This is a genomic window from Nocardia sp. NBC_00565 (assembly GCF_036345915.1).
In the GTDB taxonomy this organism is placed as follows: Bacteria; Actinomycetota; Actinomycetes; order Mycobacteriales; family Mycobacteriaceae; genus Nocardia.
Genome location: NZ_CP107785.1, coordinates 1,867,489 through 1,892,713, shown reverse-complemented (window position 1 = coordinate 1,892,713; position 25,225 = coordinate 1,867,489). Strand labels below are relative to the sequence as shown.

The following is a 25,225-nucleotide window of genomic DNA, read 5'->3' as shown; positions in this document are numbered from 1 at the left end:
CATTTCAGCCCATCGTGTGACTCGCAGGTGGTGCTGACGATGTCCGTCGTGCTCACCGTGCTCAGCCTGGTCGGGTTCATCGCCCTTACCGCGGGCACCGCATTGTTCGTCGCCGCCGAATTCTCGCTCACCGCGCTGGAGCGCAGTACCGTCGAATCGCATGTGCGCGCCGTCGGCGATGCCCGTTCGCGGATGGTCCGGCAGGCGCACACCACGCTGTCGTTCCAGCTCTCCGGCGCTCAGCTCGGCATCACCATCACCACGCTGATCACCGGTTACATTGCCGAACCGGTGCTGGCGCGGCTGCTATCGCCGCTGTTCACCGCATTGGGTGTGAGCGCGGGTGCGGCGCACGGCATCTCGCTCACGGTGGCTCTCGTGCTCGCGACCTCGCTATCGATGATCTACGGCGAACTCGTCCCGAAGAACATCGCGATCTCCATGCCGCTCGGCACCGCGCGGGCGACCGCGGGTCCGATGATCGCCTTCTCTGTGGTGTTCAAGTGGATGATCCATTTCCTCAACAGCACCGCGAACTGGGTGGTCCGCCGCCTCGGCGTCGAACCGGCCGAGGAGTTGCGCTCGGCGCGCTCCCCGCAGGAACTCGGCTCCCTGGTGCGTACGTCCGCGCTGCGTGGCAGGCTGGATCACCGCACCGCGCAGTTGGTGGACCGCTCGCTGCAGTTCGGTGAGCGCAGCGCGGAGGAGCTGATGACGCCGCGGGTCAAGATCGAGTCGCTGGACAAGTCCGATACCATCGCCGATCTGATCGCGGCCGCCAGCCGGACCGGCTACTCACGCTTCCCGATCATCGACGGCGATCTGGACAACACCTTGGGCGTGGTGCACGTCAAACAGGCCTTCACCCATCCCGCCACTGTCCGCAACACCATCCCGCTGCACCTGCTGGCCCGTCCGGTACCGATCGTGCCGGCCAGCCTCGACGGCGACGAGGTGCTCGAGCGGGTGCGCGCCGACGGTATGCAGGTGGCGCTGGTGGTCGACGAGTACGGCGGCACCGCGGGAATCGTCACCATGGAGGACCTCATCGAGGAGATCCTCGGCGACGTGCGCGATGAACACGACGAGGAGGAGCGCGATGTCCGCCGGGTCGCCGACGGCTGGGACTGCTCGGGTCTGCTGCGCATCGACGAGGTCTCCCGCGCCACCGGATACGACGCCCCTGAAGGCGAATACGAAACCCTCGGCGGTCTGGTGCTCACCCGGCTCGGCCGCATTCCGGTCACCGGCGACGTGGTGATCCTGCCGAATCCGCGCTCCTCGCACCGCTATCCGAGCGACGAGGAGGACGGCGGCTGGATCGCCAAGGTGGAACGGATGGACGGTCGGCGCATCGACCGGATCCGGCTGGTTCCGGTCGCCGCCGCCGCGCTGACCACCTACAACGCCAAGGAGAGCAGCCATGGGTGATCTCCTCGGTGTCCTGCTCACGGTGGTGCTGCTGGCCTGTAACGCCTTCTTCGTCGCCGCCGAATTCGCGTTGATCTCGGCGCGCCGCGATCGCCTGGAAGCGCTCGCCGCACAGGGCAAGCGCAAGGCGGATACGGTGATCCGGGCCGGTGAGAACCTGTCGATGATGCTGGCCGCCGCACAGCTCGGCATCACCATCTGCTCGATTCTACTCGGCCGGGTCGGCGAACCGGCGGTCGCGCATCTGCTGGAGGGGCCGTTCGAGCTGCTCGGCCTGCCCGATCAGCTGCTGCATCCGGTCGCGTTCGCGCTCGCGCTGACGATCGTGGTGATCCTGCACATCCTGTTCGGCGAGATGATCCCGAAGAACATCGCGCTGGCCGGGCCGGAACGCAGTGCGCTGCTGCTGGTTCCGGTGCACCTGCTGTGGTTGCGTTTGGCGCGTCCGCTCATCGCGTTCTACAACCTGGCCGCCAACCTGTCGCTGCGGATGCTGCGGATCGAGCCGAAGGATGAGCTCGAGGCCACGGTCTCCAGTGTGGAGCTCGCCGAGATGATCGGTGAATCCCGTTCGGAGGGACTGCTCGACGAGGAGGAGCACCGCCGCCTCACCCAGGCGCTCGGCACGTCCGATCGCGTCGTCGGCGATGTGATGGTGCCGCTGGCGACGACCCGCTCGGTTCCGTTGCGCGGCAATGGAACCACGCTCGGCGATATCGAGACCGCCGTCGCCGAGACCGGTTTCTCGCGGTATCCGGTGCGCGCGAGCGACGGTTCGCTGGTCGGCTATCTGCATGTGAAGGATGTGCTGGACAAGGTCGCCGATGACAGCGCCGGACCGAATACCCCCATCCCGCGCACCGATATTCGTCCGCTGCCGACGGTGAGTGCAGGCACCATGCTGTACGAGGCGCTGGCCCGATTGCGCCGCACCAATTCGCACCTGGGTCGGGTCGTCGACAACCGCGGCAATACCGTCGGCATCGTGGCGCTCGAGGATCTGGTGGAAGAGTTCGTCGGTACCGTGCGCGATGGGACGCACCGGGTGATCGAATGATCGTGCTGGCCGAGTCCGAGTGGCGGGCCCGGGCCGCCGCGCACCGGGCTCGGCTGGACGAACTCGTCGGACCGTATCTGGAGCGGCGTGCGGCGGGATCGTCGCATCCGGTGATCGATTTCCTGTTCACGTATTACGGGCACAAGCCTGCCCAATTGCGGCGCTGGCACCCGGGATTCGGCGTCGCGTTGGCGGGTGCGCGCGAGTATGACGGGGCCCGTGGGTACCACCGCGTCGAGGTGTACGGCACGCCCGCCGACACCACCTCCGGGGTGTCGGCCTACACCGCCGACCCGGCATACCTCGCGCGCCGCCGCGACACCATCGCGTTCATCGCGAACCTGTTGTGCGCCACCGCATCCCGCCCCGCCCAGCTCGCCTGTTTCGGGCTGCACGAATGGGCGATGGTGTACAAGACCCACGACGTCCGGCACCAGCAGGTCCCGCTGCGCCTCGGCGGCACCGGCACCGACGCGGTCGTCGAGTCGATGTCCTTGCGCTGCACCCATTTCGACGCCTTCCGCTTCTTCACCCCGGACGCCGTCGGCCGCAACGCGCAGCCGCTCACCCGCGCCGACCAGATCGCCCGCGAACAACCCGGCTGCCTGCATGCCAATATGGATCTCTACAAATGGGGGTTTGCTACAAGCCCCCTCATATGCTCCGACCTGCTATTCGACTGCCTCGAGCTCGCCTACCGCGCCCGCGAACTGGACATGCGCGCCAGCCCATACGACCTGACCACCTACGGCTACGAACCGATCCGCATCGAAACACCCGCCGGACGCGCCGACTACGCCCGCCACCAGTCCGATATCGCCCAACACGCCCAGGTACTGCGCGCTCGACTCCGCACCGCATGCCAAGACCTCCTCACACCCGCACCCGACGCGCCATAGCCAGTCCGTCGAAACTGCACCACTCCGATCAGGCCCATCGACGCGATGCAACCCCGGAACGAACCAAGCTCACGGCCGAGACCAACCTGCCCGATTGCTCGCTCAGCTCAACATCCTGCAATCGGTTACTAGCGGTAGTTGTCAGGAACACCCGATGTACGGCTGTGAGCGGATGTTGCCGTGGTATGGAGCGATACCGAACTACGACTTTGGTGGTGTCATCGCAGGCATGCCCGGTGTCGCGCATGCTCTTGTGACGAGGTCGACCCACACCTGCGGATCGGTCGACCACAGATTGTGGGCCACTGCGGGTAGTTCCTCGAACCTGCCGTGCGGGATCAAGGCGGCGAGTTGCCGCAGTGGCCATGACGGGCGGATGTCGTGCTGCGGCGCAATGAATGTCATGACGACAGTGGAGTCGGCCAGTCGGCGGAGCAGGTCGGGTTCGTGAATCCACTGCACGAACGACGCGCTCAGTGCGGCGTGAACACCTGGCTCCCAGTCGATCTCGATGTCGGCTTCCAGATGCCGCGCGGACTCGTATGCCTGAGACCAGGTGCGGTCCTTGTGCAATCCGTGCCCGGCGACGCCGACCACGGATGTGACTCGGTCGGGATGATCCAGCGCGTAGCGCACCGCCAGGTCCGAGCCCCAGGAATGGCCGAGCACTACCCAGCTGTCGACACCTTCGGCTCGCCGTACCGCTTCGATATCGGCGACTGCCCGATCGAGGTCGTGCGGCTCACCGTCGGAGCGTCCAACACCCCGGGGCTCTGGGTACCACGCCCGCATCCCGTGAGGTGCCAGCCCGTCATCCTCGAGGTAATGGACACAGCCCGGTCCACCGGACAGAACCACGACATCCGGACCGTGTCCCGTGACACCGACGTGGAGCAGGGTCCCGTCATCGGCCGGCACCATCATCGATCGCATTTCACCCCTGGCCGCAGCGAAAGTTGGTGGGCATGATGCGGACGATACGGCGGAAAGCGCTTGCTTGGCAACCGAATTCACACGGATTCTCAGTGCTCCGAGGCGTCACTCCGCCGCCGTGGATGCAGATACGCAACTCGGCATTTCGGATGTCGGCAGGTGGACATCGGCGTGAGTGGTCATTCGCGCTTCACATCACGCGGCGCCTTGTCGGGGCGTAGCCCTCGCCAGCAGGGGGTCGGGGGGCGGCCGTCACTGGTCCACTCGGCGAACGACACTTCACCCACGACCTGGGGTTCGCCCCAGACACTCGGCGCGACCCAGGGGTGGGGTTGCGGGGGCGATGTGGAGGGCACCTTGGTTGAGGTCGAGCATCAGCGCCCCAGGGGTTGTTTGCAGCTGGCTGCGTAACTGGTCGGGTATGTAGTCCATGGTGGCAATCCGGTTGCGGTAGTTGAGGAAACTGTGGCATCCGATCGCCTTGACGCCCGCCCGGCGGACGCTGGTGACAGCGTCGGTCAATGTCCACAAAGCGTTTTCGGCGGGCTGGATGATGTCGATGGCGTCGAGATGTCGTGACCGGATCTGTTCCGGGAAGAACTTCGCTGCGAAGTGGCGGTAGAGCACATACTCCGAAGCACCGGTCCATTTGGCGTGTTCTATTGTCGCCAGGAATGCCTCCCAGAACGGTCGCTCGTGCTGATCCTCGACTCGTCGCATCAGGTCCGCGAGGATTTGTCTGTCGAACACCATGTGATGCTGCATCCCGCTGTATGGGTCGACCGGCCGCCACCCGGCAAGCAGCCGGGTCGCTGCGGTGATCGCGGAGTGGCGGGCGGGGATCGCGTGCTGGCGGGTGTCGAGGTGCCATTGCAGCGGATAGCCAAGTGCCAGATAGGATCTACCATCGTCTTCGACGAACACGACATCGTCGACGAGCGCGTAGTCCGCGTCGAGCACCAGGAGGTGCTGGACCGTACTCGGCAGGATGCGGAAGCAGTTCAGTTTGATCAGCTGCTGGAAATACCAGGACGAATTGTGGTGATCGCCGCCCGCTGCGCACAGGATCGCCTCGATGGAGGCCGGTGTCGGCGAGACCGCTTCCTCATCGATCCACTGCACCACGTGCCCGGTCCGCACCTGTGCGCGGAGTCGCGCGGACCCGACGATATTCACCGATCGGATCGGATTACGGCAGTGTGCCCTCAGCCCGGTGATACAGGCGTCGAGGCTGGGTAGGTCCTTGGCTGCTACCGGGATCATGACGTCGATCGCCGGTAGGCGCGCAATTTCGGTGGTCACGTTCACGCTCCCGTCGGCTGATCGTCGCTGGCAACCATAGCCAGGATTCGTGGCTCGAAAAGCGTCGGCCCCTTAGCATTTCATCACTGGCAGTCAGCGAGTGCCATTTGCCCGGGACCGAGCCAGGCTTGGCCACGGGTGCGGCTCGCGCGTCACGTCACATGCCGCCTGGCTGACAACCGGACCTCGAGGTGGTGAACGACCCGGTGCGGTTGGGGTCGACGGCGGCCGGTGACGGTCAGGAGGTGACCGAGAGGTCGAGGCCGGCCAGCAGGTCGATCACGCGTCGACCGATATCGTCGCGGATCGGCCGCACCTCGGCCACCGGCAACCCGGCCGAGTCGTCCACGATCCACTCTTCGTGCCGGACCACCTTGGCCCGAGCGTGCGACTGCTGCCGGGCGAAGCGCTCGGCCAGCAGCGGCAGATACAGCTTTACAACCGCGCGCGCCCCGACCGCAGAAATCCTTTCGCCGGGGTGACGAAGCCGCCCGTCGGATCCTCAGTGGTTACGGCAGTTCAGCCCGCTGTCCAGGGCCGCAGTTTCTCCGGATTCCGGATCGCCCAGATGCGGGTGATCCGGCCGTCGGCGATATCGAAGGCGTAGACCGACACGATGGCGTCGGCGAGCTGCGCCACCAGGCCGGGTTGGCCGTTCACCGTGCGCTCGAGCAGCGTCACCTCGGGGCCTCGGGCGGCGATTTCGATCCAGGCGCGGGCGATCTGCTCGCCGCCGGTTATCGGGTGGCGGAAAGCCGGAGCCAGGCCGCCGCTGTCGGCGGTCGCGGTCGCCTGCGGATCGAGCAAACCGATCAGGGCCTCGATATCCCTTGTCTCCCAGGCCCGTTTGAAGTCCCTGACCACCTCGGCGCGCTGGGTGCTCGCCGGGCCCTGCGATGTACGGATGCGGCGGCGGGCGGAGGAGGCGAGCTGGCGGCAGGCCGCCGGGGTGCGCCCAACGATGTCGGCGACCTCGGCGAAGGAGTAGCGGAAGACGTCGTGCAGGACGAACGCCACCCGCTCGGCCGGTGTCATGGAATCCAGCACGACGAGGAAGGCCATACCGATCGACTCGTCGAGGGTGACCCGGTCGGCGGGATCGGCGGGGGCGGGACCACCGAGCCATTCGGAACGGTCGGGTACCGGCTCCGGAATCCATTCGCCCACATAGCGTTCCCGCCTGGCTCGGGCCGAGCCGAGCAGATCGAGGCAGATGCGGCTGGCGACCGTCGTCAACCAAGCGCCGGGCGCCGCCACATCGTGCCGCTGCCCCTCGGATAACGCGTACCAGCGCGCGTAGGTCTCCTGCACCACATCCTCGGCTTCGGCCAGCGAGCCGAGCAACCGGTAGGCGAGATTGATCAGCTGACGGCGTTCGCTGATCACCGAGCGCAGTTGCGGATCGGTCATGGTGTCGGCTCCTTCGGTCGATGCGGCCTCACCTTATTGACGAAACAGCGACCCGAACTGTGAGACGGCCTGACATTCCGGCCGGCTGCGTCGTCGGAAGGTCGTGACACTTTCAGCAGAGCAGGAGTTCCGGACATGATCAGAATCGGCATCATCCTCGGCAGTACCCGGCCCAACCGTAACGGTCCGCAGGTCGCCCAGTGGGTTCTGGACTCGGCATCGCGGCGCGGCGACGCCGAGTTCGAACTGATCGACCTGCGCGACCACCCACTACCGCATCTGGACGAGCCGGTGGCGCCGATGTTCGGCCCGTCCGTACATGAGCACACCCGCGCCTGGGCCGAGCGGATCGCCCCGTTCGACGGCTTCGTGATGGTGACCCCCGAGTACAACCACTCGGCCCCCCGGCGTGCTGAAGAACGCCATCGACCACCTGTTCGCGCAGTGGGCCGACAAGGCGGTCGGATTCGTCTCCTACGGCGCCGGTGGCGGCGTCCGCGCGGTGGAGCATCTGCGGCTGGTCTGCAGCGCCCTGCGCATGGCCGATGTGAGCCACCAGGTCGCGATCTCGGTGCTCACCGATTTCGAGAACTACACCGCCTTCAAACCGGGTGACCACCACACCACAGCTCTGAACACGCTGCTGGATCAGGTCGTCGAATGGAGCGCCGCGCTCGCGCCGTTACGGCAGGTCGGCACCGATACCCCGCAATTCAACTCTGAAGGAGCCAATCATGCTGATACCCAACGACTTTCGGTCACTCGCTGACCGTATCGAGATCGAAGCGCTCCGCGGCGAATTCCCCGACGCGGTGATGATGCGCGACTTCGACCGCCTGGCATCACTGTTCACCGACGACGGGGTGTTACGCATCCCCGACGCAGGTATCGAACTCGCCGGCCGCGCCGACTTCCAGACCAAAATGCGGCGAATGCAAGACGCCTGGGACTACTTCATTCAGCACACCCATCCCGGCGCGATCGACATCGACGGCGACACCGCCTCCGGCCGCGCCCACATCTGTGAACTCGGCCGGTTGAAAACCGGCAGTTCGCATTTGAACTATGCGATCTACCACGATCGCTACCGGCGAACAGCCGACGGCTGGAAGTTCGCCGAACGGGTCTACGAGATCCGATACCTCGACAACTCACCGCTGGCGGGCTCACCGCTGGGAGAGAACGGACTGGGTGTGGACGTATCCGCTGTGCAGCTATACGAGTGATCGTGCGCTGCCCACGGGGGCGCCGCAACTACCGGCAGCCCGTGGGCAGCATCGCGTCGTGCCTGGCCTCGTCGTCGGTGAACAAGGTCAGCATCAAGCACCGTAATCTGCCGGTGGTGTCGCCGAAGAGCAGGTCGCGGCACAGTTCGATGCCGTTGCCGTCGGCCGGCCGCACATCCGGCACCCGCGAGAGCGCCCATCATGAGCCGGGGCGGGCCGCCTGATGGCGCGCCGCATCGTACTGCTCGAAATATGCCTCGCCCACGACGAACATTCCGCGTTGCGGCAGCCAGAAGTCCCCCAACCTCGCCTGCTCGGCCAGCGGCCCCGCAGGACCGAGATCGATTCCATCGATCCGTGCACCACTGTTCTCGACGGTCCACAGCATCCTCGGATTGGCCAGGAACCATTGACCGTTCGGGGAAGTGCCGCTGAGCCGCACCCGCCCGACGCCCAGCGCCGGACCCGCAACCCGCGACATGAGCGACAGGACGGCAGGGCGCCGCCACAAAGCCGCGGGCAGCATGCGACCGAGACCCGTCATCGCCGCCGTCGCCGCCGATCGTCCCAGCTCGAGATTCCATACGAGCCTGTCCCGCACCTCCACTGTGAACGCGGACGGACCCGTCCAGGTCACCGAGATGTGTTCGACCCGCGCGTCTTCGAGCGCCGAGCCGAAATAGCGGGCACAGCTGGCCTCCGGGGAAACACTGCTGTAGATCACCCATTCGCCGGCCGGGTCTCGATGCCACACCGAGTCGTACCCTGCACCGACCGAGCTGGCAGGGAAATGCCGAAACGCCAAGTAGTGGCCGCTGGCGAATGGCATCCCCATCACCCCGTAGCCGGAAAATCGCTCCTGATCCGCACCCGATGGGAGCGTTTTGTCGATTTCGGCGATCGAACGCGGGCTGTCGGTCATCGCCAGCCTCCTCGAGGAGTGGACCCGTACCGGTCATCTTACGTGGTAGAAGGTCCCTTCCCAGAAACATAGGTCGCTTCTCTGCCGACGGATCGGCCCGCATGGATAACGTTGTTGCGGCCGCCGGTGAGGCTTTGAGATCCGATTGCGGAGGGTAGCCGGTGCCGGTCACAACATCTCGGGCGCGGTGTCGAGGATGGCATCGAGCAACCCGGGGAAATGCGTGTCGAGATCGGCACGGCGCAGGCTGAGCATCCGGCGCGCCCCGCGGACCCGCGCCGAGGCGATCGTCACCGAATTCGGCCCGGGCAGCGTCCTGGCCGTCCGCGCCGACAGCAGCGACCGCGACGCCGTGGACGCCGTGGTCGAGCAGACAGTGGCCGCTTTCGGGCGTCTGGATGTCGTGGTCGCCAACGCCGGCGTCGCCGCCGTCGGCCGGTTCGACGAACTGGCGTCCGATCAGATCGATCGGATGCTCCAGGTGAACGTGCACGGGGTGCTGCACACTCTCCGCGCGGCGCTGGGCCATCTGCCCGACGGCGGCCGCATCGTCACCATCGGCAGTGTCAACGCCGATCGGGTTCCGTTTTCCGGAGGCGCGGTCTACGCCATGACCAAGGCCGCGCTGCAGGGGCTGGTCCGCGGGCTGGCTCGCGACCTCGGACCGCGCGGCATCACCGTGAACAACATCCAGCCCGGCCCCACCGCCAACGACCGCATGCCCGCCGACAGCCCCGCAGCCGCCCGCCTCACCGAGCACATGGCACTACAGCGCCTCGGCACCCCCGACGAAATCGGCGCCATGGTCGCCTACCTCACCGGCCCCGACGCCCGCTTCATCACCGGCACCAGCATCACCATCGACGGCGGATTCACGGCCTGACCACACAGCGCCGAGACCACCCCGTCCTCGGCAAGAGAGCGCGTTCGACAGAAGGCCGCCCGTCCGCCACTGATCAACCACTCGAAGCCTGCACCTCAATGCCCAATTCGACTTCTATAAATGGGGTTTCGAACCGACCCCGCTCATCTGCGCCGACCCGCTGTTCGACTACTGCGAGTTCACCTGCGCCGCACGCGAACTCGATATGTGCGCGAGTCCGCACGATCTCACCGAAGACGGCCACGAACCGGTCCGCATCGAGACATCGGCGGGGCGAGCCGAATACGTCCGGGCGCAGTCGGCACTGGCCGAGCGATCGGCCGAACTCAGACAGTTCCGGCTCGAGGTCTGCACCACGCTGCTGACGCACGAAAACACCGTGCTCGCCGCCGACTGAACACGACTGCGCGACACGTCAACGAACAGGGATTTCCTCGAAACACTTCCAACAAGTTACTGACTGTTACTACTATGCAGTCAGTTCTTATCCGTCTGAGTCGGCATTGTCCACGATGAGGAAAGTTGGGATGCAACGATGCGCCCGAAGCTGAGTCTGCGCCGTGTGCGCCCGTTGGCCCTGCTCGCCACCGCGGTGATCGCCGCGATGATGCTGCCCAGCAGCGCATCGGCCGATCTGCAGTCCGATATCGCTACCGCGGTCCAGGAATTCCTCGACGTCGGGCGCACCTCGGTCCCGCGCGCGGACTGCGGACCCGGATCGATGCCGGAAACCGGGCTGCAGGGCGATGTCCCGGCCGCCGACCGCGACAGCAGGCGCAGCACACAGGGCTACAGCTGCAATATGTCGATGATCGGCAACTATGCCGGACGCGGCGCGGGCATCACCTCCACCAGCTTCGAACACTGCGCCTATATGGGTTCGTTCTTCCCGGGCGATCTGATCAGCGAGGGTCGCGGCGTCCAGGTGCTCGACGTCTCCGATCCAGCGCATCCGCAGCCGACGGTCACGCTGACCGAACCGGCGATGCTGGCGGGCACCTGGGAGAGCCTCAAAGTCAATGCCGAACGCAAGTTGCTGGTCGGCACCGGTGTGCCGATCGCTGAAGGCGTCGGTTATCTGTCGGTCTATGACATCTCCGATTGCGCGTATCCCAAGCTGCTCAATCCCGGTCCCGGCACGAATCTGCTGATGCCGCTGCCGATTACGACGCACGAAGGCGGCTGGTCCCCCGACGGCCGCACCTACTGGGCCTCGGGCATCGCGCCTGGCTTCGTCAGCGCCGTCGATCTCACCGATCCGGCAAATCCGCACGTCATCTGGCAGGGGCTGACGGGGATCGAGGCACACGGTTTCGGTATCAGCCCGGACGGCAATCGGATGTACCTGTCCGCACTGGGCGGATTCACCGTGCTCGATATCAGCGCCATCCAGCGTCGCGACCCCAACCCGCAGGTCACCCATATCGGCCGCACCTTCTGGACCGACGGGTGGGCCACCCAGCACAGCATCCCGGTTACCTATGACGGCAAGCCGTACCTCTACACCGTGGACGAAGGTGGTTCCGGCGGTGTGAAACTCATCGATATCGCCAACGACACCGCACCGAAGGTCGCCGGGAAGGTCAAGCTGGAGATCAACCTGGTGCAGAACATCGACAGCAATATCGGTAGCTCCATGGGCGGTTCGATCTTCGCCTACGAATCGCACTACTGCGCCGCCGATCGCCAGGACAACCCCACCGCGCTCGCGTGCGGCTGGATCTCCTCCGGCATCAGGGTTTTCGATATTCGCGACCCACACAACATCCATGAGATCGCCTACTTCAACCCGCCGGCGCGCACCGGACAGAACCTCAGTCTGTGGAACTCACCGCACGCCCTCGCCTCGATCATCGGCGTGCCGCTCATGAGCACTCCGCCGGCCGCGCGTGCCGTCCTGGAGAGTCAGTTCAATCCGTTGGACGCACTGACCCCACGCACCGGCAATCTCGCCTTCGGTGACGTCTCCACCGACTGGTGCTTCTCGCCACCGGAATGGCGCGGCAACCAACTGTACGTCGCCTGCTCCGATAACGGATTCATGGTGCTGCAACTCGAGAACGATGTGTACACCGTGCCCGCCGACCAACGCTCCACCATAGGGTCGTGACCTTGCCCCGCTGGATCCGAGCCGCCGCGCTCGCTTCGCTCGCCTTCGCTCTGGTGGTGGTCGGGGCGGCGCTGCGGCCACTGGTATTGCCCGAAGAGCATACGGCCGCACCAATTCTCAACTCGGTGGAGATCGGGTTCGCGCAGGATATGACCGCGCACCATCAGCAGGCGCTGACCATGGTGCAGCGCTTGGATCATGGGGTCGACCCGACGGTACTGCGTCTGGCGCAACAACTCTCGGACGCGCAGCGCATCGAGATCGGAACCATGCTCGGGTGGCTCCGATTGGCCGATGCGTCACCGTTGTCGTCACGGCCGATGGCCTGGCTGCACGCTGATGCGGCTGCGTCGCACCATCATTCGGCCACACCCGCGGCGGGTTCGGCCACTGGTGACACGATGCCGGGTATGGCGACAACCGCCGAACTCGACGCCCTCGCCGCGGCCCGCGGCCGGGACGCCGAAATCTTGTTCCTGCAATTGATGTTCCGCCACCACCAGGGTGGACTCACCATGGCCCGCGCCGCCGACGAACTGCTGGTCTCCGGTCCGGTCAAGGAAACAGCGCGCTCGATGTTCCAGAGCCAGAGTCAGGAGGCGGGCGTGATAAGTCTGCTGCTCACCCAACTCGGCGGCCAACCGCCGCAATAGACCGCCGACGAATCCGGCCGGCTCCCACCGGAAGTCGTGTGGGCCGCCCTCGACTGCCCCGGCGGCTGGGCCGCCATGCGCAAACAAGGCATGCGCGTCGGCGGCCTCACCGCCGCCCTCACCGCCACCCAACTGTGCCCCGTCTACCCCGAAACCCCCTACGCCTGGCCCATCACCCACACCGGCCGCAAACACATCGTCGGCGCCGCCCTCGCCACCCCCACCGGCACCCTCTGCGCCCTGGCCGAAGCCCTCTGGATCGCGCCGAAACCCTGAACGACCTCCGGCCCCGGCGCGCTGCCGCGTCCGAAGCTCAGGTGTTTTCCACGAAGCGGTACCACCGTCCGTGGAAGGTCTCGTAGCCGACGCCGCCGGGGCCGGGTGGGCCGATGCTGGGGGCGCTATCGGGGAAGTAGGCGAAGCCTTCGGAATTGGTGGCTCCGCCATCGACGTAGAACAGGCAGCCGCCGTCGCGGCGGGTGACGTAGGTGACGGTGTAGACGCCCAGGCGGGTGCGGTGGCCGGGGTTGGCGCAGGCGGCGGCTTGGTCTTCGAGGATGGGGCGCGACACCCGCCAACCGGTGGTCTCGGGGACTTCGTACCAGACCAGTGCGGCGAGGGCGGCGATGAGCAGCGGGGCGACCAGGCTGACGATGATGGCGTGGTAGCGGATCAGGCCGAGGATCCCGAAGCAGACCGCGACCACGCCGACGACCGAAAGTCCCACCCACAGCAGCACTTTGGTGGGGAAGCTGCCCTGTGCGGCCAACTCCCAGCAGAGCACGGCGCAGAGCAGCGCGATGACCGTGGTGATGGCGCCCATCCAGAGCTCGAACCAGACTGGGGCATGTGGACGGACCTTGCCACCGCTGCTCATGTCAAAGAAGATACGTCGACAGGCTCTGGGCCGCAGGACATATAGGCAACATGAGAAAACCCCCGGCCGTGGCATCCGATGGGAGCCATGACCGAGGGTCGGTCGTACACGATGTTCAGCTCGGCGATTTACAGCGGTGGGAAACCGGCCGAACCGGTGGCCATCCAATTCCAGAACTGCGCCGCACGATTGATGACCAGGGCGAACACATCAAGGACAACGCTTCCCATAAAACTTCCTCACATCCGAATATCCTGTGCAGCGCCCAGGGTAACGGATCGTTATACGCAAGCCAGCGCCTTGGCCTCGCGCCGACGCCGGTGCAGGATCGGCTCGGTGTAGCCGTTGGGCTGCTTGGTACCTTCCAGCACCAGCTCCTTCGCGGCCTGGAACGCGATGCTGCCCGCGAAGTCCGGCGCCATCGGCCGGTAGTTCGGATCGCCCGCGTTCTGCTTGTCGACCACCGGCGCCATCCGCTCCAGGCTGGCCACCACCTCATCGGCGCGCACCACGCCGTGGCGCAGCCAGTTCGCCATCAGCTGGCTCGAAATGCGCAGGGTCGCACGGTCTTCCATGAGGCCGATATCGCGAATATCGGGCACCTTGGAGCAGCCGACGCCATGGTCGATCCAGCGCACCACGTACCCGAGAATGCTCTGGGAGTTGTTGTCCAGCTCCTGCTGCTTTTCCTGCGCCGACCAGTTCGCGTTCGCGGCCAGCGGGATCTCCAGAATCTGGTCGATGGTGGCACGGCGACCACCGGCGGCGATCTCCCGCTGCCGCTCGAAGACGTTGACCTGGTGGTAGTGGGTCGCGTGCAAGGTGGCGGCGGTCGGCGAGGGCACCCACGCGGTATTGGCACCGGCGCGCGGATGGCCGATCTTCTGCTCGAGCATGTCGTGCATCAGATCCGGCATGGCCCACATGCCCTTGCCGATCTGCGCCTTGCCGGGCAGCCCGGTGGCCAGACCCGTATCGACGTTCCAGTCCTCGTAGGACAGGATCCACTGCTGCGTCTTCATCTCGGCCTTGCGGACCATCGGCCCGGCCTCCATGGAGGTGTGGATCTCGTCGCCGGTGCGGTCCAGGAAGCCGGTGTTGATGAACACCACGCGCTCGGCCGCGGCCTGGATACAGGCCTCGAGGTTGACCGTCGTACGGCGCTCCTCGTCCATGATGCCGACCTTGAGGGTGTTGCGGGTCAGGCCGAGGACGTCCTCGATCCGGCCGAACAGCTCGTTGGTGAAGGCGACCTCGTCGGGGCCGTGCATCTTCGGCTTCACGATGTAGACCGAACCGGTGCGGCTGTTCTTCAGCCTACGGGGATGGTCGGAGGCGGAGCCGACGGGGCGGGTGGGCTCAGTGTCGCCGAGCAGGCTGTGCTTGGCGGCCAGCGAGGTGATCAGGCCGTCCATGATGCCCTCGGGCACCTCGTTGCCGTCGGCATCGATGATCGCATCGGAGGTCATCAGATGGCCGACGTTACGCACGAACAGCAGCGAGCGGCCGTGCAACACCAGCTCGCCGCCGCCGACCGCGGTGTAGACGCGGTCCGGGTTCATGGTGCGGGTGAAGGTCTTGTCACCCTTGGTCACCTTCTCCGCCAGCTCGCCCTTCATCAGGCCGAGCCAGTTGTGGTAGCAGAGCACCTTGTCCTCGGCGTCGACCGCGGCGACCGAATCCTCGAAGTCCATGATCGTGGTGACCGCGGACTCCAGCGCGACATCCTTGACACCGGCCGGGTCGGTCTTGCCGATCGGGGAGGCGGCGTCGATCTGGATGTCGACGTGCAAACCGTTGTGCCGCAGCAGGATCGAGGTCGGCGAGGCCGGATCGCCCAGGTAGCCGACGAGTTCCGCACCATCGGCGGCGAGGGTGGTGACCTCGTCGCCGCTCAGCGTGACCGCGAGCTTGCCGTCATCGATCGCGTAGTGCGACGAGGACAGGTGTGAGCCGTTGGCCAGCGGCGCGGCGGTATCGAGGAACTTGCGCGCGAATTCGATCACGCGGCCACCGCGGACCGGGTTGTAGCCGGTGCCCTTCTCACCCCCGTCGGCCTCGGAGATGGCGTCGGTGCCGTAGAGGGCGTCGTAGAGCGAGCCCCAGCGCGCGTTGGCGGCATTGATCGCGAAGCGGGCGTTCATCACCGGCACCACGAGCTGCGGGCCCGCGGTGGTGGCGATCTCGGTGTCCACGTTCTGCGTGGCGATCGTGAAGTCGGCCGGCGCCGCGCGCAGGTAACCGATATCGCCGAGGAAGCTCTTGTAGGCCGCCTTGTCGTAGTTCACACCGGGGTGCTCGGCGTGCCAGGCGTCGAGCTTGCCCTGGATCTCGTCGCGTTCGGCCAGCAGGGCCCGGTTGCGCGGAGCGAGGTCATTGATGACCTGCTCGGCTCCGGCCCAGAACGCGGCGGAATCCACGCCGGTTCCGGGGAGCGCCTCGTTCTCGATGAACTCGTGGAGAACGCTGGCCACCTGGAGCCCGCCGACCTGAATCCGCTCTGTCATCTACTGCCTCACTTTTGAGAAAGCCGGGTAGGAAAAATCGCAACCAATGTTACCCGCCGGTAGTGACATCCCCGCGCCGGGCAACCCAATCCGTCCTTGATTGTATCGGCGCGGGCAATTAATGTACTGACTGGAACATTTCCTAAACGTTCGTTGGGGTGCAAGGTGGCACAGGCGTTATCGGACAAGGTGGTGCTCGTCACCGGCGGCAGCCGGGGACTCGGCCGGGAAATGGTGCTCGCGTTCGCCGCGGCCGGCGCCGATGTGGTGATCGCCAGCCGCAAGCTCGACGGATGCACAGAACTGGCCGACGAGGTGAAGAACACGCACGGTCGCCGCGCGTTGCCGGTCGCGTGCAATGTCAGTGCGTGGGCGCAGTGCGACGCGCTGGTCGAGGCCACATACGCGGAGTTCGGCAAGGTCGACGTGCTGGTCAACAACGCGGGCATGTCGCTGCTGTATCCGAGCCTGGATCAGGTCAGCGAGGCCATGTTCGACAAGGTGATCGCGGTGAATCTCAAGGGGCCGTTCCGGTTGTCGACCTTGATCGGCACGCGGATGGCGGCGGCCGGTGGTGGCTCGATCATCAATATCTCCTCGATCGAGGCCGCGCGACCGGAGCCGCTCGCGGTGCCCTACGCCGCCGCCAAGGCCGGATTGTCCAATCTGACCGGCGGTCTCGCGCAGAGTTTCGGACCGACGGTGCGAGTCAACACGATTCAGTGCGGTCCGTTCGCGACGGATATCTCCAAGGCGTGGCCCGATGAGTTCCGGGCGGAGCTGGCCCGGCACATCGTGCTCGGGCGGGTCGGGCAGCCGCATGAGATCGTCGGCGCGGCGCTGTTCTTCGCGACGGACGCGTCGGCCTACTGCACCGGTGCGACGCTGGCCCTCGATGGCGGCTGGCGATGAGAACCCCCCGGATGAACCTGGAAGGCATTTCGCCGTGAAGGCGCTGACTTACGAAGGCCCGCAGCAGATCTCGTTCACCGAGCTGCCCGATCCGGCGTTGCCCGACGGGGCCGGGGCGGTCGTACGAGTGACCGCGGCCGGAATCTGCGGCAGTGATCTGCACATCTACGCGGGGCACGGCTTCACCGACGGCACCGGATACGGCGTCGGACACGAGGCGGTCGGCGAGATCGTCGAATTGGGTTCGCAGGTCCGGGGATTCGCGATCGGCGACCGGGTGCTGGTGTCCGCCTCCGTCGGTTGCGACCAGTGCGCGAGCTGTAAGGTCGGCATCGTCGCGGCCTGCGAACGCCATCCACTGCCGATCGACGCCTGCTACGGCCTCGGCGGATCGCTCGCCGGCGCACAGGCCGAATACCTCGCAGTCCCCCACGCCGCGGGCAACCTCGTGCGCCTGCCCGACACAGTGCGCGACGAGGCCGCGATCGTGCTCACCGATAACGCGCCGACCGCCTGGTACGGTGCCCGCCGCGCCCGCATCGCGCCCGGTGAGACCGTGGTGGTGATCGGGCTGGGACCGGTGGGGCTGATGGCCGTGCAGTCGGCGTTCGCCATGGGCGCGTCGCGGGTGCTCGGGCTGGATCCGGTGGTCGAGCGGTGCCAGCGTGCCGTCGAACTGGGTGCGGAGACAATCGAATCCGAGGATCCGAAGGCGGCCATCCGCGATATGCTCAGCGGCGGCGCCGATGTCGCGATCGAGGCGGTTGGCGCGGACGCGACCATCCAGCTCGCCATCAGCGCGGTCGGACATCGTGGCCGCGTCAGCGTTATCGGCGTCAGCCACAATCGCGCCTTCCCGTTCCACATGCAGTTGGCGCAGGTCAAGGAGCTCGAATTCCACATCGGGCTGTGTTCGATCCAATACGAGCTGCCGACACTGCTGCGGCTCACCGCGGCGGGGCGTTTACGTCCCGAAGCTGTTGTCACACACCGGTTTCCGATGTCGGACGGCGCGAATGCCTACCGCATGTTCGCCGATCGCGCGGACGGGGTATCCAAAGTCGTCCTGGATCCGCGGCAATGAATACAGCATCGCGTAGCGATTCGATGGAACCTCGCGGCCGGGAGACGGGTGGGCGTTCAGCACCGCGTAGCGATTCGATGGGGCCTGGCGGCTTGGCGGCAGCCGGACATGCGATCGCCCCGCCCCGCCGCCGCGGCCGCCCACCGGCCGCCGAGACCACCGCCGAGGCGACTCGGGCGCGCATTGTGGCCGCCGCGGTGGAACTGTTCGCGGAGAAGGGATTCCACGGCACGGGCGTCGCCGAAATCGGTAACCGGGCCGGGGTGCAGCGCGGCGCGCTGTACTACCACATCGGCTCCAAAGAAGAGCTGCTCTGGCAGATCCTGCGCGATTACATCCAGCTCATGCTCGTCGACGCCAAGCGGATCTCGCGCGGCGGCGACGACCCGATCACCAAGCTGCGCAGGCTGATCCGCAGCCACGTCGGCCTGATCATCGAACATCGCCGCGAGGTGGCCATCCAATTGCGCGATGTCACCGCACTGACCGGCGACCGCGGCGAGGAACTGCAGGAGATGCGCGACCAGGTGCAGGAGTGCTGGCAGCGTGTCATCGACACCGGCTGCACGGCGGGACTGCTGCACACCAACGACCACGTGGTCACCAACAGTGTGCTCGGCATGCTCAACATGGTGACCTTCTGGTACCGCCCACACGGCGACCGCTCCCCCGACGAAATCGCCGACATTCTGGCTACCACCGTGCTCGACGGCATCGTCACACCGACAACGAAAGGCTGACCATGGCTTGGGATTTCGAAACCGACCCGGAGTACCAGCGCAAGCTCGACTGGGCGGCGGAGTTCGTCCGCACCGAGGTGGAGCCCCTCGACCTGCTCTACCCGAATCCCTACGACCGCACCAACACCGAGGCGATGGCGCTGATGCGGCCGCTGAAGGAGCAGGTGAAGGAACAGGGACTGTGGGCATGTCACCTCGGACCCGAACTCGGCGGCCCCGGCTACGGGCAGCTGAAGCTCGGGCTGCTCAACGAAGTGCTCGGCACCTCGGTCTGGGCGCCGTCGGTATTCGGTTGTCAGGCACCGGATTCCGGTAACGCGGAGATTCTCGCGCACTACGGCACTCCGGAGCAGAAGGCGAAGTATCTGGAGCCGCTGCTGGCCGGTGAGATCGGCTCCTGTTACGTGATGACCGAGCCGACCGGCGGTTCGGATCCGACGCTGTTCAAGACCCGTGCGGTGCGCGACGGGGATTCCTGGGTGATCAACGGCGAGAAGTGGTTCAACTCCAACGCGCAGTTCGCCAGCTTCCACATCGTCATGGTGATCACCAACCCGGATGTCAGCCCGTACCAGGGCATGTCGATGTTCATCGTGCCCGCCGACACGCCCGGCCTGGAGATCGTGAAGAACTTCCACGTGCACGGCTTCAGCGAGCACGAGGGACACCTGCGCTTCACCGACGTCCGGGTGCCCGCCGATCATCTGCTCGGCCAAGAGGGCATGGGCTTCATCGTCGCCCAGACCCGCCTGGGCGGCGGCCGCGTGCACCACGCCATGCGCACAGTCGCACTGGTGCGCAAGGCTTTCGACATGATGGCCGAACGCGCCGTCTCGCGCCCGATGCGCAAGGGTCCGCTCGCGGGCCTGCAGATGACACAGGAGCGCATCGCCGACAGCTGGATCGAGATGGAGCAGTTCCGCCTGCTCGTGCTGCGCACCGCCTGGCGCATCGACAAGGAACAGGACTATCTGAAAGTCCGCAAGGACATCGCGGCGATCAAGGTCGCCATGCCGAAGGTCATGCACGATATCGCCCAGCGCGCTCTGCATCTGCACGGTGCCATCGGCGTCAGCCAGGACCTCCCCTTCGTCGACATGATGAACTACGCCGAAGTCATGGCGATTGCCGACGGCCCCACCGAAGTCCACAAGATCACCCTCGCCAAGGAAGTCCTCAAGGACTACACCCCCGGTGACCCGGTCTATCCCAGCGGCTACCGCCCCGCACTGCGCGAACAGGCGCGCGAACTCGTCGCCCGCCGCCTGGAACACATCGTCGGCAACCTGTAGCCCACCGCTGGACACCCGGCGCGCGCCCGGAAAGGTCGCCTCAGGTCGGCTGCGTCACGGGTGGACGTTCTGGGTGCAGGTGTCGATCGTGATGGCTACCGGCGCGGTCTCGGTGGTGTCCGGCGGGCAAGACAGACAGCCTCAGCCTCGTTATCCGGAGGTGATCGAGTGATCGCATATGAGGTGCGAAAGGTGCACAGCTGTGAGTTCTGCGGCACCGACGACCAGACCCTCACCACCCGAACCTCCGTGGACGAGGCGAAGACGGCCGCCGAACACGACGCCGGTCTGGCGCTCGGATGGCAATGGGCCACCCCCGACGTCGAATATCCGCTGTGGGCCGATCGCAAGGACGGCGTCTACCGCTACTACATCCACGAGCGGACCGCGGGCCGGTGAAATGCTCAACGCGCACACCACGGCCGACGATCTGATCGAAGCCATGTTCGCCGACTCCGGCAACCTGCGTTTCGACAACACCGACGCCTATGCCGGCCGCATCCTCAGCCGTAAGACCGTAGCCGCCGACGCACTCGTCGACACCGTCCGGCTCGCCATCGAAACCGTTGGCGGCGTTGGCTATTCGCGCACCGCCGACCTGGAGATGTGGTATCGCGACGTGCACGGCTGCCAGTTCCATCCGCTGCCGCGGGCCAAGCAGACCCGGTTCAGCGGCCGGGTGATGCTCGGCCATACACCGATCGGATGACAGCGCCGATCCGGGCGCTATGACCCGAAGACGCAACCGAATGCACGCCAGCGGGGTTCAATGGTGGTCACACGATGCGCGGGAGGAAGACATGGTGTCGGTCCGCCGGGTCGCGCGCTCACCGATCACCTGGGCGCTGACCGTGGTGCTGGTAATCGTGCTGGGGGTGGGCCTCGCACTATTCGAGCCATGGCGGCTGTTCACCGACAAGACCGTGACCGAGGCGGCGCCGACAGTGGCCGTCTCGGGCACGCCGAAGGAGCCGCGCCCCCTCGCCCGCGGCTCCTTCATCTCCCATGAACACGACACCTCCGGCACCATCGTCATTCTTCGACTCGACGATGGCTCCCGGATGCTCTGGTGTGTGCGTTTCCACGTCTCCTTCGGCGCGGCCCAGTTGCGGCAGGGTTAGCCCGGCGTAGCGCTCACGACCGTCGTCGAAAAAATGACCCGACAACGGTAGGTGTGGTGTGCCACCATGGAATTCGACGATGATCACCCCGTTCCGCGGGTGATCCAGCGCATCAGGAGAGGAGGAGGCGGCCGTGACCATTGTCGTATCGAGCCCGCGTCGGTATGACGCGCGCGTCGAGCAGGGACCCCGCCGCCTCCCGGCCGGTAACTGACCGACCTCCGCTTCCGCCTGATCCGCTCGCTTTCTCGAAACATGTTGATTCCCATGACGTTCCATCGCGCCACCGATCCGGTGGTGTTGACTGTCGACAACTGGATACACACCCGCGTACTGGTGCTCAACGCCAGCTACGAGGCGCTCACCGAGATCAGCGCCGAACGGGCCGTGATGCTGCTCATGGGTGGAACCGCGGAGCCGGTCGCGGATAGGGAGCCGCACTTCCCCATTCGGTCCAAGCACCTCGAGATCGCGCTGCCGGAGACGATCCGGTTGCTGCGGTACGTGTACCTCGACCACGTGACGCGGGTGCAGGACGACAGCCGTGCGACGTTGGCCGGTGTACTACGCCGGGACAACCACCGGTGCGGTTACTGCGCCTCCTGGGCGCGCACCGTCGACCACATCCGGCCGCGCAGCCGGGGTGGTCCGAACACCTGGAACAACTTGATCGCCGCCTGCGCACCGTGCAACTCGGTCAAGGCCGACCGCACGCCGGAGGAGGCGGGCATGCGGTTGCTGTGGGAGCCGAAGGCACCCGACCACATGGCCCAGCGGCAACAGCGGATCTGGAAGCAACTGGCCACCACCTGAGCCGAGAAGGAAAGGAGAAGGCTCGATATGACCGTCCAATTGGAGACCGACGCCGTTATCGATCTGACCGACCTGCTCCCGCTCTCGGATTCCCGGGAGTGGCATCGGGCGGCCTGCCGCGGCGACCCGAACCACGAGGCGTGGTTCCCGTACCCGTCGCAGGACTTCGAGTACGCCCGCGAGGTCTGCGCGGGTTGCCCGATTCGGGACGCCTGCGGTGAATTCGCCGCGCGCACCGGACAGTCCGGGGTGTGGGGCGGACACGAGTTCGACCGCGGGCGGATGATCCGGCCGTAGTTTCCGGCCCGCCACGCCGTGCCGGTGCGCCGCGCCGTAGCGACTGCTTGCAGGTCGCTCGAAATGGTCGACACACCGGCACGGCAAATCTCGCGTGAACATACACTGAGGTTCGTGGGCACACATCGCAGCGGAACCAGGTCCCGGGGCGTCAGCAAAGGTCCGGTTATCGCAGTGGTTGCCGTTTTGCTGCTAGTCGCGGCCGTTTTCGCCTTCTTTCAACTCAGCGACCGCGCGGCGAACCGCGACAAGTCGGCCGCGGCCGAGTGCAAGGACGGGCCCTCGACGCTGTTCGTGACCGTCGATCCGGAACTCGCCGACCCGGTGCGCGCCGCCGCCGACCGGTACAACGCGACCAATCCGAAGGTGCGCGATCACTGTGCGAAGGTGGTGGTCACCGCCCAGCCGTCCGCCGCGATCATCACCGGTTTCACCGCCAACACACCGTGGAACGGCGCGCTCGGTCCGCAGCCGGGACTGTGGATCGCCGATTCGATGCGCTCCATCGAATCCATGCGCGTCCCCGGCCTGATCGAGGGCACTCCGGTGCCGGTCGCGACGACGCCGATCGTGCTCGCCGTCCCCGACGACCTGCGGCAAGCGCTCGAACAGGCCAAGGTCACCTGGTTGGATCTGCCACGGCTGCAACAGGGTTCGCTCGATGAGGTGGGGCTCACCGGCTGGGGTGGACTGCGGATGGCGCTGCCGCCGGGTGACGCCACGGTGGCGGCCGCGGCCGCCGTCGGCGCCACGGTGTCGGGCACCGATCCGCTCAGCGATGCGGCCGCACAGTCCGGCCAGGTCGTCGCCGCGATCTCCGGGCTGGCCGCCAAGGCGCCGCAGGCCGCGGATGTCACCGCCGCGCTGGCCGGGCTCGACGGTGCGGGTTCGACCATCCACGCGGTGGCCGCTACCGAGCAGCAACTGAAATCGCTCGGCGGCACATCGGCATTCCGGCCCATGGGGACCGCCCCGGTCGCCGATCATCCGGCCGCGCTGATGTCGGGGGCCTGGGTGGACAAGACGCAGAACCTGATCGCCTCGATCTTTGTCGACTACTTGCGTGCACCCCAGCAGTCCCAGGCCTTCACCGCCGCCGGATTCACCGCCGCACCGGCCGCCGCCGTGTCTGCGCCGTCCAGGACCGCACTGGACAAGGTGCGCGCCACCCTCGCCAATCCCGTTCTCGGCGTTCAGGCTACGGTGCTGGTCGACGTCTCGTCGTCGATGGGCAACACCGACGGTTCCGCCACCCGGATCTCGAATGTCCTCGGCGCCCTCAGCTCCACGATGAATGTCATGCCGCCCGACTTCGGCCTCGGGGTCTGGACCTTCGCGAAGAACCTCGATGGCACCACCCCGTACAAGGTCCAAACCCCCACTGCCGCACTGAGCGACCAGCAGCGCACCGCGCTGGACACGGCGTTGCCCGCGGTGAAGGCCACCGAAGCCCGCACCGACCAGGCCTACCCATCGCTACTGGCCGCGTATCGTGCCGCCGTCCAGGGATACACCGCGGGCCGCACCAATTCGGTCCTGCTGATCACCGACGGCCCCGACGACGATTCCACGCTCACCGGCGCCAAACTGCTCAGCGACCTCACCGCCGCAACGGATTCCGCCCGCCCTGTGCGCATCGACATCATCGTCATCGGCGGCAACGGCACCGAAACCCTGCAGACCGCCGCCCAGCGAACCGGAGGCACCTACACCCGCCTGCCCACCTCCGACGACATCAGCTTCGGGACCGCGATGGTGCACGCGCTGACGACGCCGTGAGGTGGGGCGAGCAGGTCGCCGAGATCGTTCGCCGCGCGAACGCCGGGGCCGACCTGCCCGACGGGGTCGATGTCGAAGAAGTTATTCGCTTCGCGGTTGCGCCGATCTTTCACCGACTCTGCATCACTTGCGAACCGGTGACCACGCAAGACGCGCTTCGCGTCGCCGACGCCGGACGTACCGTTGGGCCGCGCCGGTGTTATCCGAGTGCCGATCGGGCGGCACTGGAGCACCGCGTAATGCGATGATCTCCCGGTGACTTCCTGGCTTCCGCTTCTCAGCTCGCTCATCGTCGCCACCGCGGCGCTCATCGGCGTCCTGATCAACAACCGGACGAACCGCGACGCGATCACCGCGGCCGACGAGCGCAACCGGACCACATTAGATGCCGCACAACGCAATATCGAGACGACCAACGCGGCCGCGCAACGCAATATCGAATCCGCGAACGCCGCCGCCGAACGCCGCGAACAGGACAAATGGCGACGTGACCAGATTCTGACCGCGATCTCCTCGGTGCTGCAGGCCGCGGCCGACGTGCGCCAAGCGCTGTGGGACACCCTCGATTGGAAGGCCGAATCCGTCGAGGAGGTGGACCGTTTCGGCAAGCAGGTGCAGGAGAGCATCTCGGCGTGCAACAGCTTCATCACCAAACTCCGCGTGCTGTCCAACCCCAAGATCTCCAATCGCTGTGAAGATCTGCTCCGCACACTCACCGCGGCGCAGAGCATCACCGTGCAACGCCTCAACGTCGAACTCGACGTCGAGGCGACCATGGACGACGTCAACGCGATCCGCGCCCTCTGGCACAAGGCGATCGCCAACACCGTCCAAGACGAACGCGCCGTCATCGACGCCACCCGCGCCGAACTAGGAATCGAAGCCCTCAGCGAATTCGCCGAGCTCGAACCCGAACCCAGCCCGAGCCCCGCCTGACCTCTCGGCGGCATCGCTCACCGAGCCGCACCTGCAACGGG

28 protein-coding genes and 2 pseudogenes are annotated in these 25,225 nt (G+C 66.3%); 22 read left to right on the top strand and 8 right to left on the bottom strand.

The window, feature by feature from the left end; translation table 11 throughout:
* Positions 1 to 39: 39 nt before the first annotated feature.
* From OG874_RS09175 to OG874_RS09165, 3 genes are read left to right on the top strand one after another with little or no spacing between them, the layout of a single operon-like run.
* On the top strand, positions 40 to 1,431 hold the full coding sequence (locus OG874_RS09175; protein ID WP_330254688.1) for a hemolysin family protein: 1,392 nt from the start codon (positions 40 to 42) through the stop codon (positions 1,429 to 1,431).
* Positions 1,424 to 2,488 carry a hemolysin family protein gene (locus OG874_RS09170; RefSeq protein WP_330254687.1) on the top strand — a complete coding sequence of 355 codons (1,065 nt, stop codon included), beginning with the start codon at positions 1,424 to 1,426 and terminating at the stop codon, positions 2,486 to 2,488. Before OG874_RS09175 ends, OG874_RS09170 begins: the two co-directional genes overlap by 8 nt.
* Entirely contained in the window at positions 2,485 to 3,387 is a 903-nt protein-coding gene (locus tag OG874_RS09165; protein WP_330254686.1) for a 3-methyladenine DNA glycosylase, read from the top strand. The genes OG874_RS09170 and OG874_RS09165 overlap by 4 nt, the downstream gene beginning before the upstream one ends.
* Before the next feature lie 201 nt (positions 3,388 to 3,588).
* Here the strand turns inward: OG874_RS09165 and OG874_RS09160 are convergent, their stop codons facing one another.
* The 4 genes from OG874_RS09160 to sigJ all read right to left on the bottom strand — a co-directional run bounded on the left by OG874_RS09160 (position 3,589) and on the right by sigJ (position 7,032).
* A complete protein-coding gene (locus OG874_RS09160; protein ID WP_330254685.1) occupies positions 3,589 to 4,311 on the bottom strand; it encodes an alpha/beta fold hydrolase in 723 nt (240 codons plus the stop codon).
* A 188-nt stretch (positions 4,312 to 4,499) separates the two neighbouring features.
* Positions 4,500 to 4,598, bottom strand: coding sequence for a hypothetical protein (locus tag OG874_RS09155; protein WP_330257231.1), 99 nt, complete (start codon positions 4,596 to 4,598; stop codon positions 4,500 to 4,502).
* 1 nt (position 4,599) lies between these two features.
* Complete coding sequence (locus OG874_RS09150; protein ID WP_330254684.1) at positions 4,600 to 5,622, bottom strand: DUF6492 family protein; 1,023 nt, start codon at positions 5,620 to 5,622, stop codon at positions 4,600 to 4,602.
* A 519-nt stretch (positions 5,623 to 6,141) separates the two neighbouring features.
* Positions 6,142 to 7,032 carry an RNA polymerase sigma factor SigJ gene (gene sigJ / locus OG874_RS09145; protein WP_330254683.1) on the bottom strand — a complete coding sequence of 297 codons (891 nt, stop codon included), beginning with the start codon at positions 7,030 to 7,032 and terminating at the stop codon, positions 6,142 to 6,144.
* 135 nt (positions 7,033 to 7,167) lie between these two features.
* On the opposite strand from sigJ, the pseudogene OG874_RS09140 reads away from it, so the two are divergent.
* The 3 genes and pseudogenes from OG874_RS09140 to OG874_RS09130 form a co-directional block, all read left to right on the top strand.
* Positions 7,168 to 7,377: pseudogene (locus OG874_RS09140) on the top strand (NADPH-dependent FMN reductase); the annotation flags it as partial.
* A 64-nt stretch (positions 7,378 to 7,441) separates the two neighbouring features.
* Positions 7,442 to 7,801, top strand: a complete 360-nt coding sequence (locus OG874_RS09135) for an NADPH-dependent FMN reductase (RefSeq protein ID WP_330254682.1) — start codon at positions 7,442 to 7,444, stop codon at positions 7,799 to 7,801.
* Positions 7,767 to 8,258: a nuclear transport factor 2 family protein gene (locus OG874_RS09130; protein WP_330254681.1), complete on the top strand. Its 492-nt coding sequence runs from the start codon at positions 7,767 to 7,769 to the stop codon at positions 8,256 to 8,258. The genes OG874_RS09135 and OG874_RS09130 overlap by 35 nt, the downstream gene beginning before the upstream one ends.
* Positions 8,259 to 8,304: 46 nt before the next feature.
* Here the strand turns inward: OG874_RS09130 and OG874_RS09125 are convergent.
* Together OG874_RS09125 and OG874_RS09120 are read right to left on the bottom strand one after the other, a co-directional pair.
* A pseudogene (locus tag OG874_RS09125) lies at positions 8,305 to 8,454 on the bottom strand (DNA-binding response regulator); the annotation flags it as partial.
* A gap of 3 nt (positions 8,455 to 8,457) precedes the next feature.
* Positions 8,458 to 9,180, bottom strand: a complete 723-nt coding sequence (locus OG874_RS09120) for a hypothetical protein (protein WP_330254680.1) — start codon at positions 9,178 to 9,180, stop codon at positions 8,458 to 8,460.
* Positions 9,181 to 9,376: 196 nt separating this feature from the next.
* Between OG874_RS09120 and OG874_RS09115 the strand changes: the two genes are divergently transcribed.
* From OG874_RS09115 to OG874_RS09095, 5 genes are all read left to right on the top strand, one after another.
* Positions 9,377 to 10,063: an SDR family oxidoreductase gene (locus OG874_RS09115; protein ID WP_330254679.1), complete on the top strand. Its 687-nt coding sequence runs from the start codon at positions 9,377 to 9,379 to the stop codon at positions 10,061 to 10,063.
* Positions 10,064 to 10,268: 205 nt separating this feature from the next.
* The gene (locus OG874_RS09110; protein ID WP_330254678.1) at positions 10,269 to 10,460 is read left to right on the top strand and encodes a hypothetical protein; all 192 of its coding nucleotides are present in this window, start codon (positions 10,269 to 10,271) and stop codon (positions 10,458 to 10,460) included.
* Positions 10,461 to 10,598: 138 nt separating this feature from the next.
* Positions 10,599 to 12,173, top strand: coding sequence for an LVIVD repeat-containing protein (locus OG874_RS09105; protein ID WP_330254677.1), 1,575 nt, complete (start codon positions 10,599 to 10,601; stop codon positions 12,171 to 12,173).
* Positions 12,170 to 12,826, top strand: coding sequence for a DUF305 domain-containing protein (locus OG874_RS09100; protein ID WP_330254676.1), 657 nt, complete (start codon positions 12,170 to 12,172; stop codon positions 12,824 to 12,826). Before OG874_RS09105 ends, OG874_RS09100 begins: the two co-directional genes overlap by 4 nt.
* Before the next feature lie 36 nt (positions 12,827 to 12,862).
* A complete protein-coding gene (locus tag OG874_RS09095; RefSeq protein ID WP_330254675.1) occupies positions 12,863 to 13,102 on the top strand; it encodes a hypothetical protein in 240 nt (79 codons plus the stop codon).
* Between the two features lie 37 nt (positions 13,103 to 13,139).
* Here OG874_RS09095 and OG874_RS09090 read toward each other — a convergent pair whose 3' ends face one another.
* Positions 13,140 to 13,703, bottom strand: coding sequence for a hypothetical protein (locus OG874_RS09090; protein ID WP_330254674.1), 564 nt, complete (start codon positions 13,701 to 13,703; stop codon positions 13,140 to 13,142).
* 281 nt (positions 13,704 to 13,984) lie between these two features.
* The gene (locus OG874_RS09085; RefSeq protein ID WP_330254673.1) at positions 13,985 to 16,210 is read right to left on the bottom strand and encodes a malate synthase G; all 2,226 of its coding nucleotides are present in this window, start codon (positions 16,208 to 16,210) and stop codon (positions 13,985 to 13,987) included.
* 165 nt (positions 16,211 to 16,375) lie between these two features.
* Between OG874_RS09085 and OG874_RS09080 the strand changes: the two genes are divergently transcribed.
* From OG874_RS09080 to OG874_RS09030, 11 genes are all read left to right on the top strand, one after another.
* On the top strand, positions 16,376 to 17,122 hold the full coding sequence (locus OG874_RS09080) for an SDR family NAD(P)-dependent oxidoreductase (RefSeq protein ID WP_330254672.1): 747 nt from the start codon (positions 16,376 to 16,378) through the stop codon (positions 17,120 to 17,122).
* Positions 17,123 to 17,156: 34 nt separating this feature from the next.
* Positions 17,157 to 18,206: an alcohol dehydrogenase catalytic domain-containing protein gene (locus tag OG874_RS09075; protein ID WP_330254671.1), complete on the top strand. Its 1,050-nt coding sequence runs from the start codon at positions 17,157 to 17,159 to the stop codon at positions 18,204 to 18,206.
* 77 nt (positions 18,207 to 18,283) lie between these two features.
* A complete protein-coding gene (locus OG874_RS09070) occupies positions 18,284 to 18,946 on the top strand; it encodes a TetR/AcrR family transcriptional regulator (RefSeq protein ID WP_330257230.1) in 663 nt (220 codons plus the stop codon).
* Between the two features lie 2 nt (positions 18,947 to 18,948).
* Positions 18,949 to 20,238 (top strand): acyl-CoA dehydrogenase family protein, encoded by a 1,290-nt coding sequence (locus OG874_RS09065; protein ID WP_330254670.1) that lies wholly within the window; start codon positions 18,949 to 18,951, stop codon positions 20,236 to 20,238.
* A gap of 168 nt (positions 20,239 to 20,406) precedes the next feature.
* Entirely contained in the window at positions 20,407 to 20,637 is a 231-nt protein-coding gene (locus OG874_RS09060; protein WP_330254669.1) for a hypothetical protein, read from the top strand.
* Between the two features lies 1 nt (position 20,638).
* Positions 20,639 to 20,947 carry an acyl-CoA dehydrogenase family protein gene (locus OG874_RS09055; RefSeq protein ID WP_330254668.1) on the top strand — a complete coding sequence of 103 codons (309 nt, stop codon included), beginning with the start codon at positions 20,639 to 20,641 and terminating at the stop codon, positions 20,945 to 20,947.
* A gap of 91 nt (positions 20,948 to 21,038) precedes the next feature.
* Positions 21,039 to 21,359, top strand: coding sequence for a hypothetical protein (locus tag OG874_RS09050; RefSeq protein WP_330254667.1), 321 nt, complete (start codon positions 21,039 to 21,041; stop codon positions 21,357 to 21,359).
* A gap of 267 nt (positions 21,360 to 21,626) precedes the next feature.
* Entirely contained in the window at positions 21,627 to 22,172 is a 546-nt protein-coding gene (locus OG874_RS09045; RefSeq protein ID WP_330254666.1) for an HNH endonuclease, read from the top strand.
* Positions 22,173 to 22,199: 27 nt separating this feature from the next.
* A complete protein-coding gene (locus OG874_RS09040) occupies positions 22,200 to 22,469 on the top strand; it encodes a WhiB family transcriptional regulator (protein WP_330254665.1) in 270 nt (89 codons plus the stop codon).
* A 174-nt stretch (positions 22,470 to 22,643) separates the two neighbouring features.
* Positions 22,644 to 24,248: a VWA domain-containing protein gene (locus OG874_RS09035; RefSeq protein WP_330254664.1), complete on the top strand. Its 1,605-nt coding sequence runs from the start codon at positions 22,644 to 22,646 to the stop codon at positions 24,246 to 24,248.
* Between the two features lie 255 nt (positions 24,249 to 24,503).
* The gene (locus OG874_RS09030; protein ID WP_330254663.1) at positions 24,504 to 25,184 is read left to right on the top strand and encodes a hypothetical protein; all 681 of its coding nucleotides are present in this window, start codon (positions 24,504 to 24,506) and stop codon (positions 25,182 to 25,184) included.
* The last annotated feature ends 41 nt before the right edge of the window (positions 25,185 to 25,225 follow it).

What these genes read in the sequence shown, in the direction of transcription:
- OG874_RS09175 (WP_330254688.1), top strand. Translation starts at nt 40, where the DNA reads ATGTCCGTCGTGCTCACCGTGCTCAGCCTGGTCGGGTTCATCGCCCTT.
- OG874_RS09170 (WP_330254687.1), top strand. Translation starts at nt 1,424, where the DNA reads ATGGGTGATCTCCTCGGTGTCCTGCTCACGGTGGTGCTGCTGGCCTGT.
- OG874_RS09165 (WP_330254686.1), top strand. Translation starts at nt 2,485, where the DNA reads ATGATCGTGCTGGCCGAGTCCGAGTGGCGGGCCCGGGCCGCCGCGCAC.
- OG874_RS09160 (WP_330254685.1), bottom strand. Translation starts at nt 4,311, where the DNA reads ATGATGGTGCCGGCCGATGACGGGACCCTGCTCCACGTCGGTGTCACG.
- sigJ (WP_330254683.1), bottom strand. Translation starts at nt 7,032, where the DNA reads ATGACCGATCCGCAACTGCGCTCGGTGATCAGCGAACGCCGTCAGCTG.
- OG874_RS09130 (WP_330254681.1), top strand. Translation starts at nt 7,767, where the DNA reads ATGCTGATACCCAACGACTTTCGGTCACTCGCTGACCGTATCGAGATC.
- OG874_RS09120 (WP_330254680.1), bottom strand. Translation starts at nt 9,180, where the DNA reads ATGACCGACAGCCCGCGTTCGATCGCCGAAATCGACAAAACGCTCCCA.
- OG874_RS09115 (WP_330254679.1), top strand. Translation starts at nt 9,377, where the DNA reads ATGGCATCGAGCAACCCGGGGAAATGCGTGTCGAGATCGGCACGGCGC.
- OG874_RS09110 (WP_330254678.1), top strand. Translation starts at nt 10,269, where the DNA reads ATGTGCGCGAGTCCGCACGATCTCACCGAAGACGGCCACGAACCGGTC.
- OG874_RS09105 (WP_330254677.1), top strand. Translation starts at nt 10,599, where the DNA reads ATGCGCCCGAAGCTGAGTCTGCGCCGTGTGCGCCCGTTGGCCCTGCTC.
- OG874_RS09090 (WP_330254674.1), bottom strand. Translation starts at nt 13,703, where the DNA reads ATGAGCAGCGGTGGCAAGGTCCGTCCACATGCCCCAGTCTGGTTCGAG.
- OG874_RS09085 (WP_330254673.1), bottom strand. Translation starts at nt 16,210, where the DNA reads ATGACAGAGCGGATTCAGGTCGGCGGGCTCCAGGTGGCCAGCGTTCTC.
- OG874_RS09070 (WP_330257230.1), top strand. Translation starts at nt 18,284, where the DNA reads ATGGGGCCTGGCGGCTTGGCGGCAGCCGGACATGCGATCGCCCCGCCC.
- OG874_RS09065 (WP_330254670.1), top strand. Translation starts at nt 18,949, where the DNA reads ATGGCTTGGGATTTCGAAACCGACCCGGAGTACCAGCGCAAGCTCGAC.
- OG874_RS09055 (WP_330254668.1), top strand. Translation starts at nt 20,639, where the DNA reads ATGCTCAACGCGCACACCACGGCCGACGATCTGATCGAAGCCATGTTC.
- OG874_RS09050 (WP_330254667.1), top strand. Translation starts at nt 21,039, where the DNA reads ATGGTGTCGGTCCGCCGGGTCGCGCGCTCACCGATCACCTGGGCGCTG.
- OG874_RS09045 (WP_330254666.1), top strand. Translation starts at nt 21,627, where the DNA reads ATGACGTTCCATCGCGCCACCGATCCGGTGGTGTTGACTGTCGACAAC.
- OG874_RS09040 (WP_330254665.1), top strand. Translation starts at nt 22,200, where the DNA reads ATGACCGTCCAATTGGAGACCGACGCCGTTATCGATCTGACCGACCTG.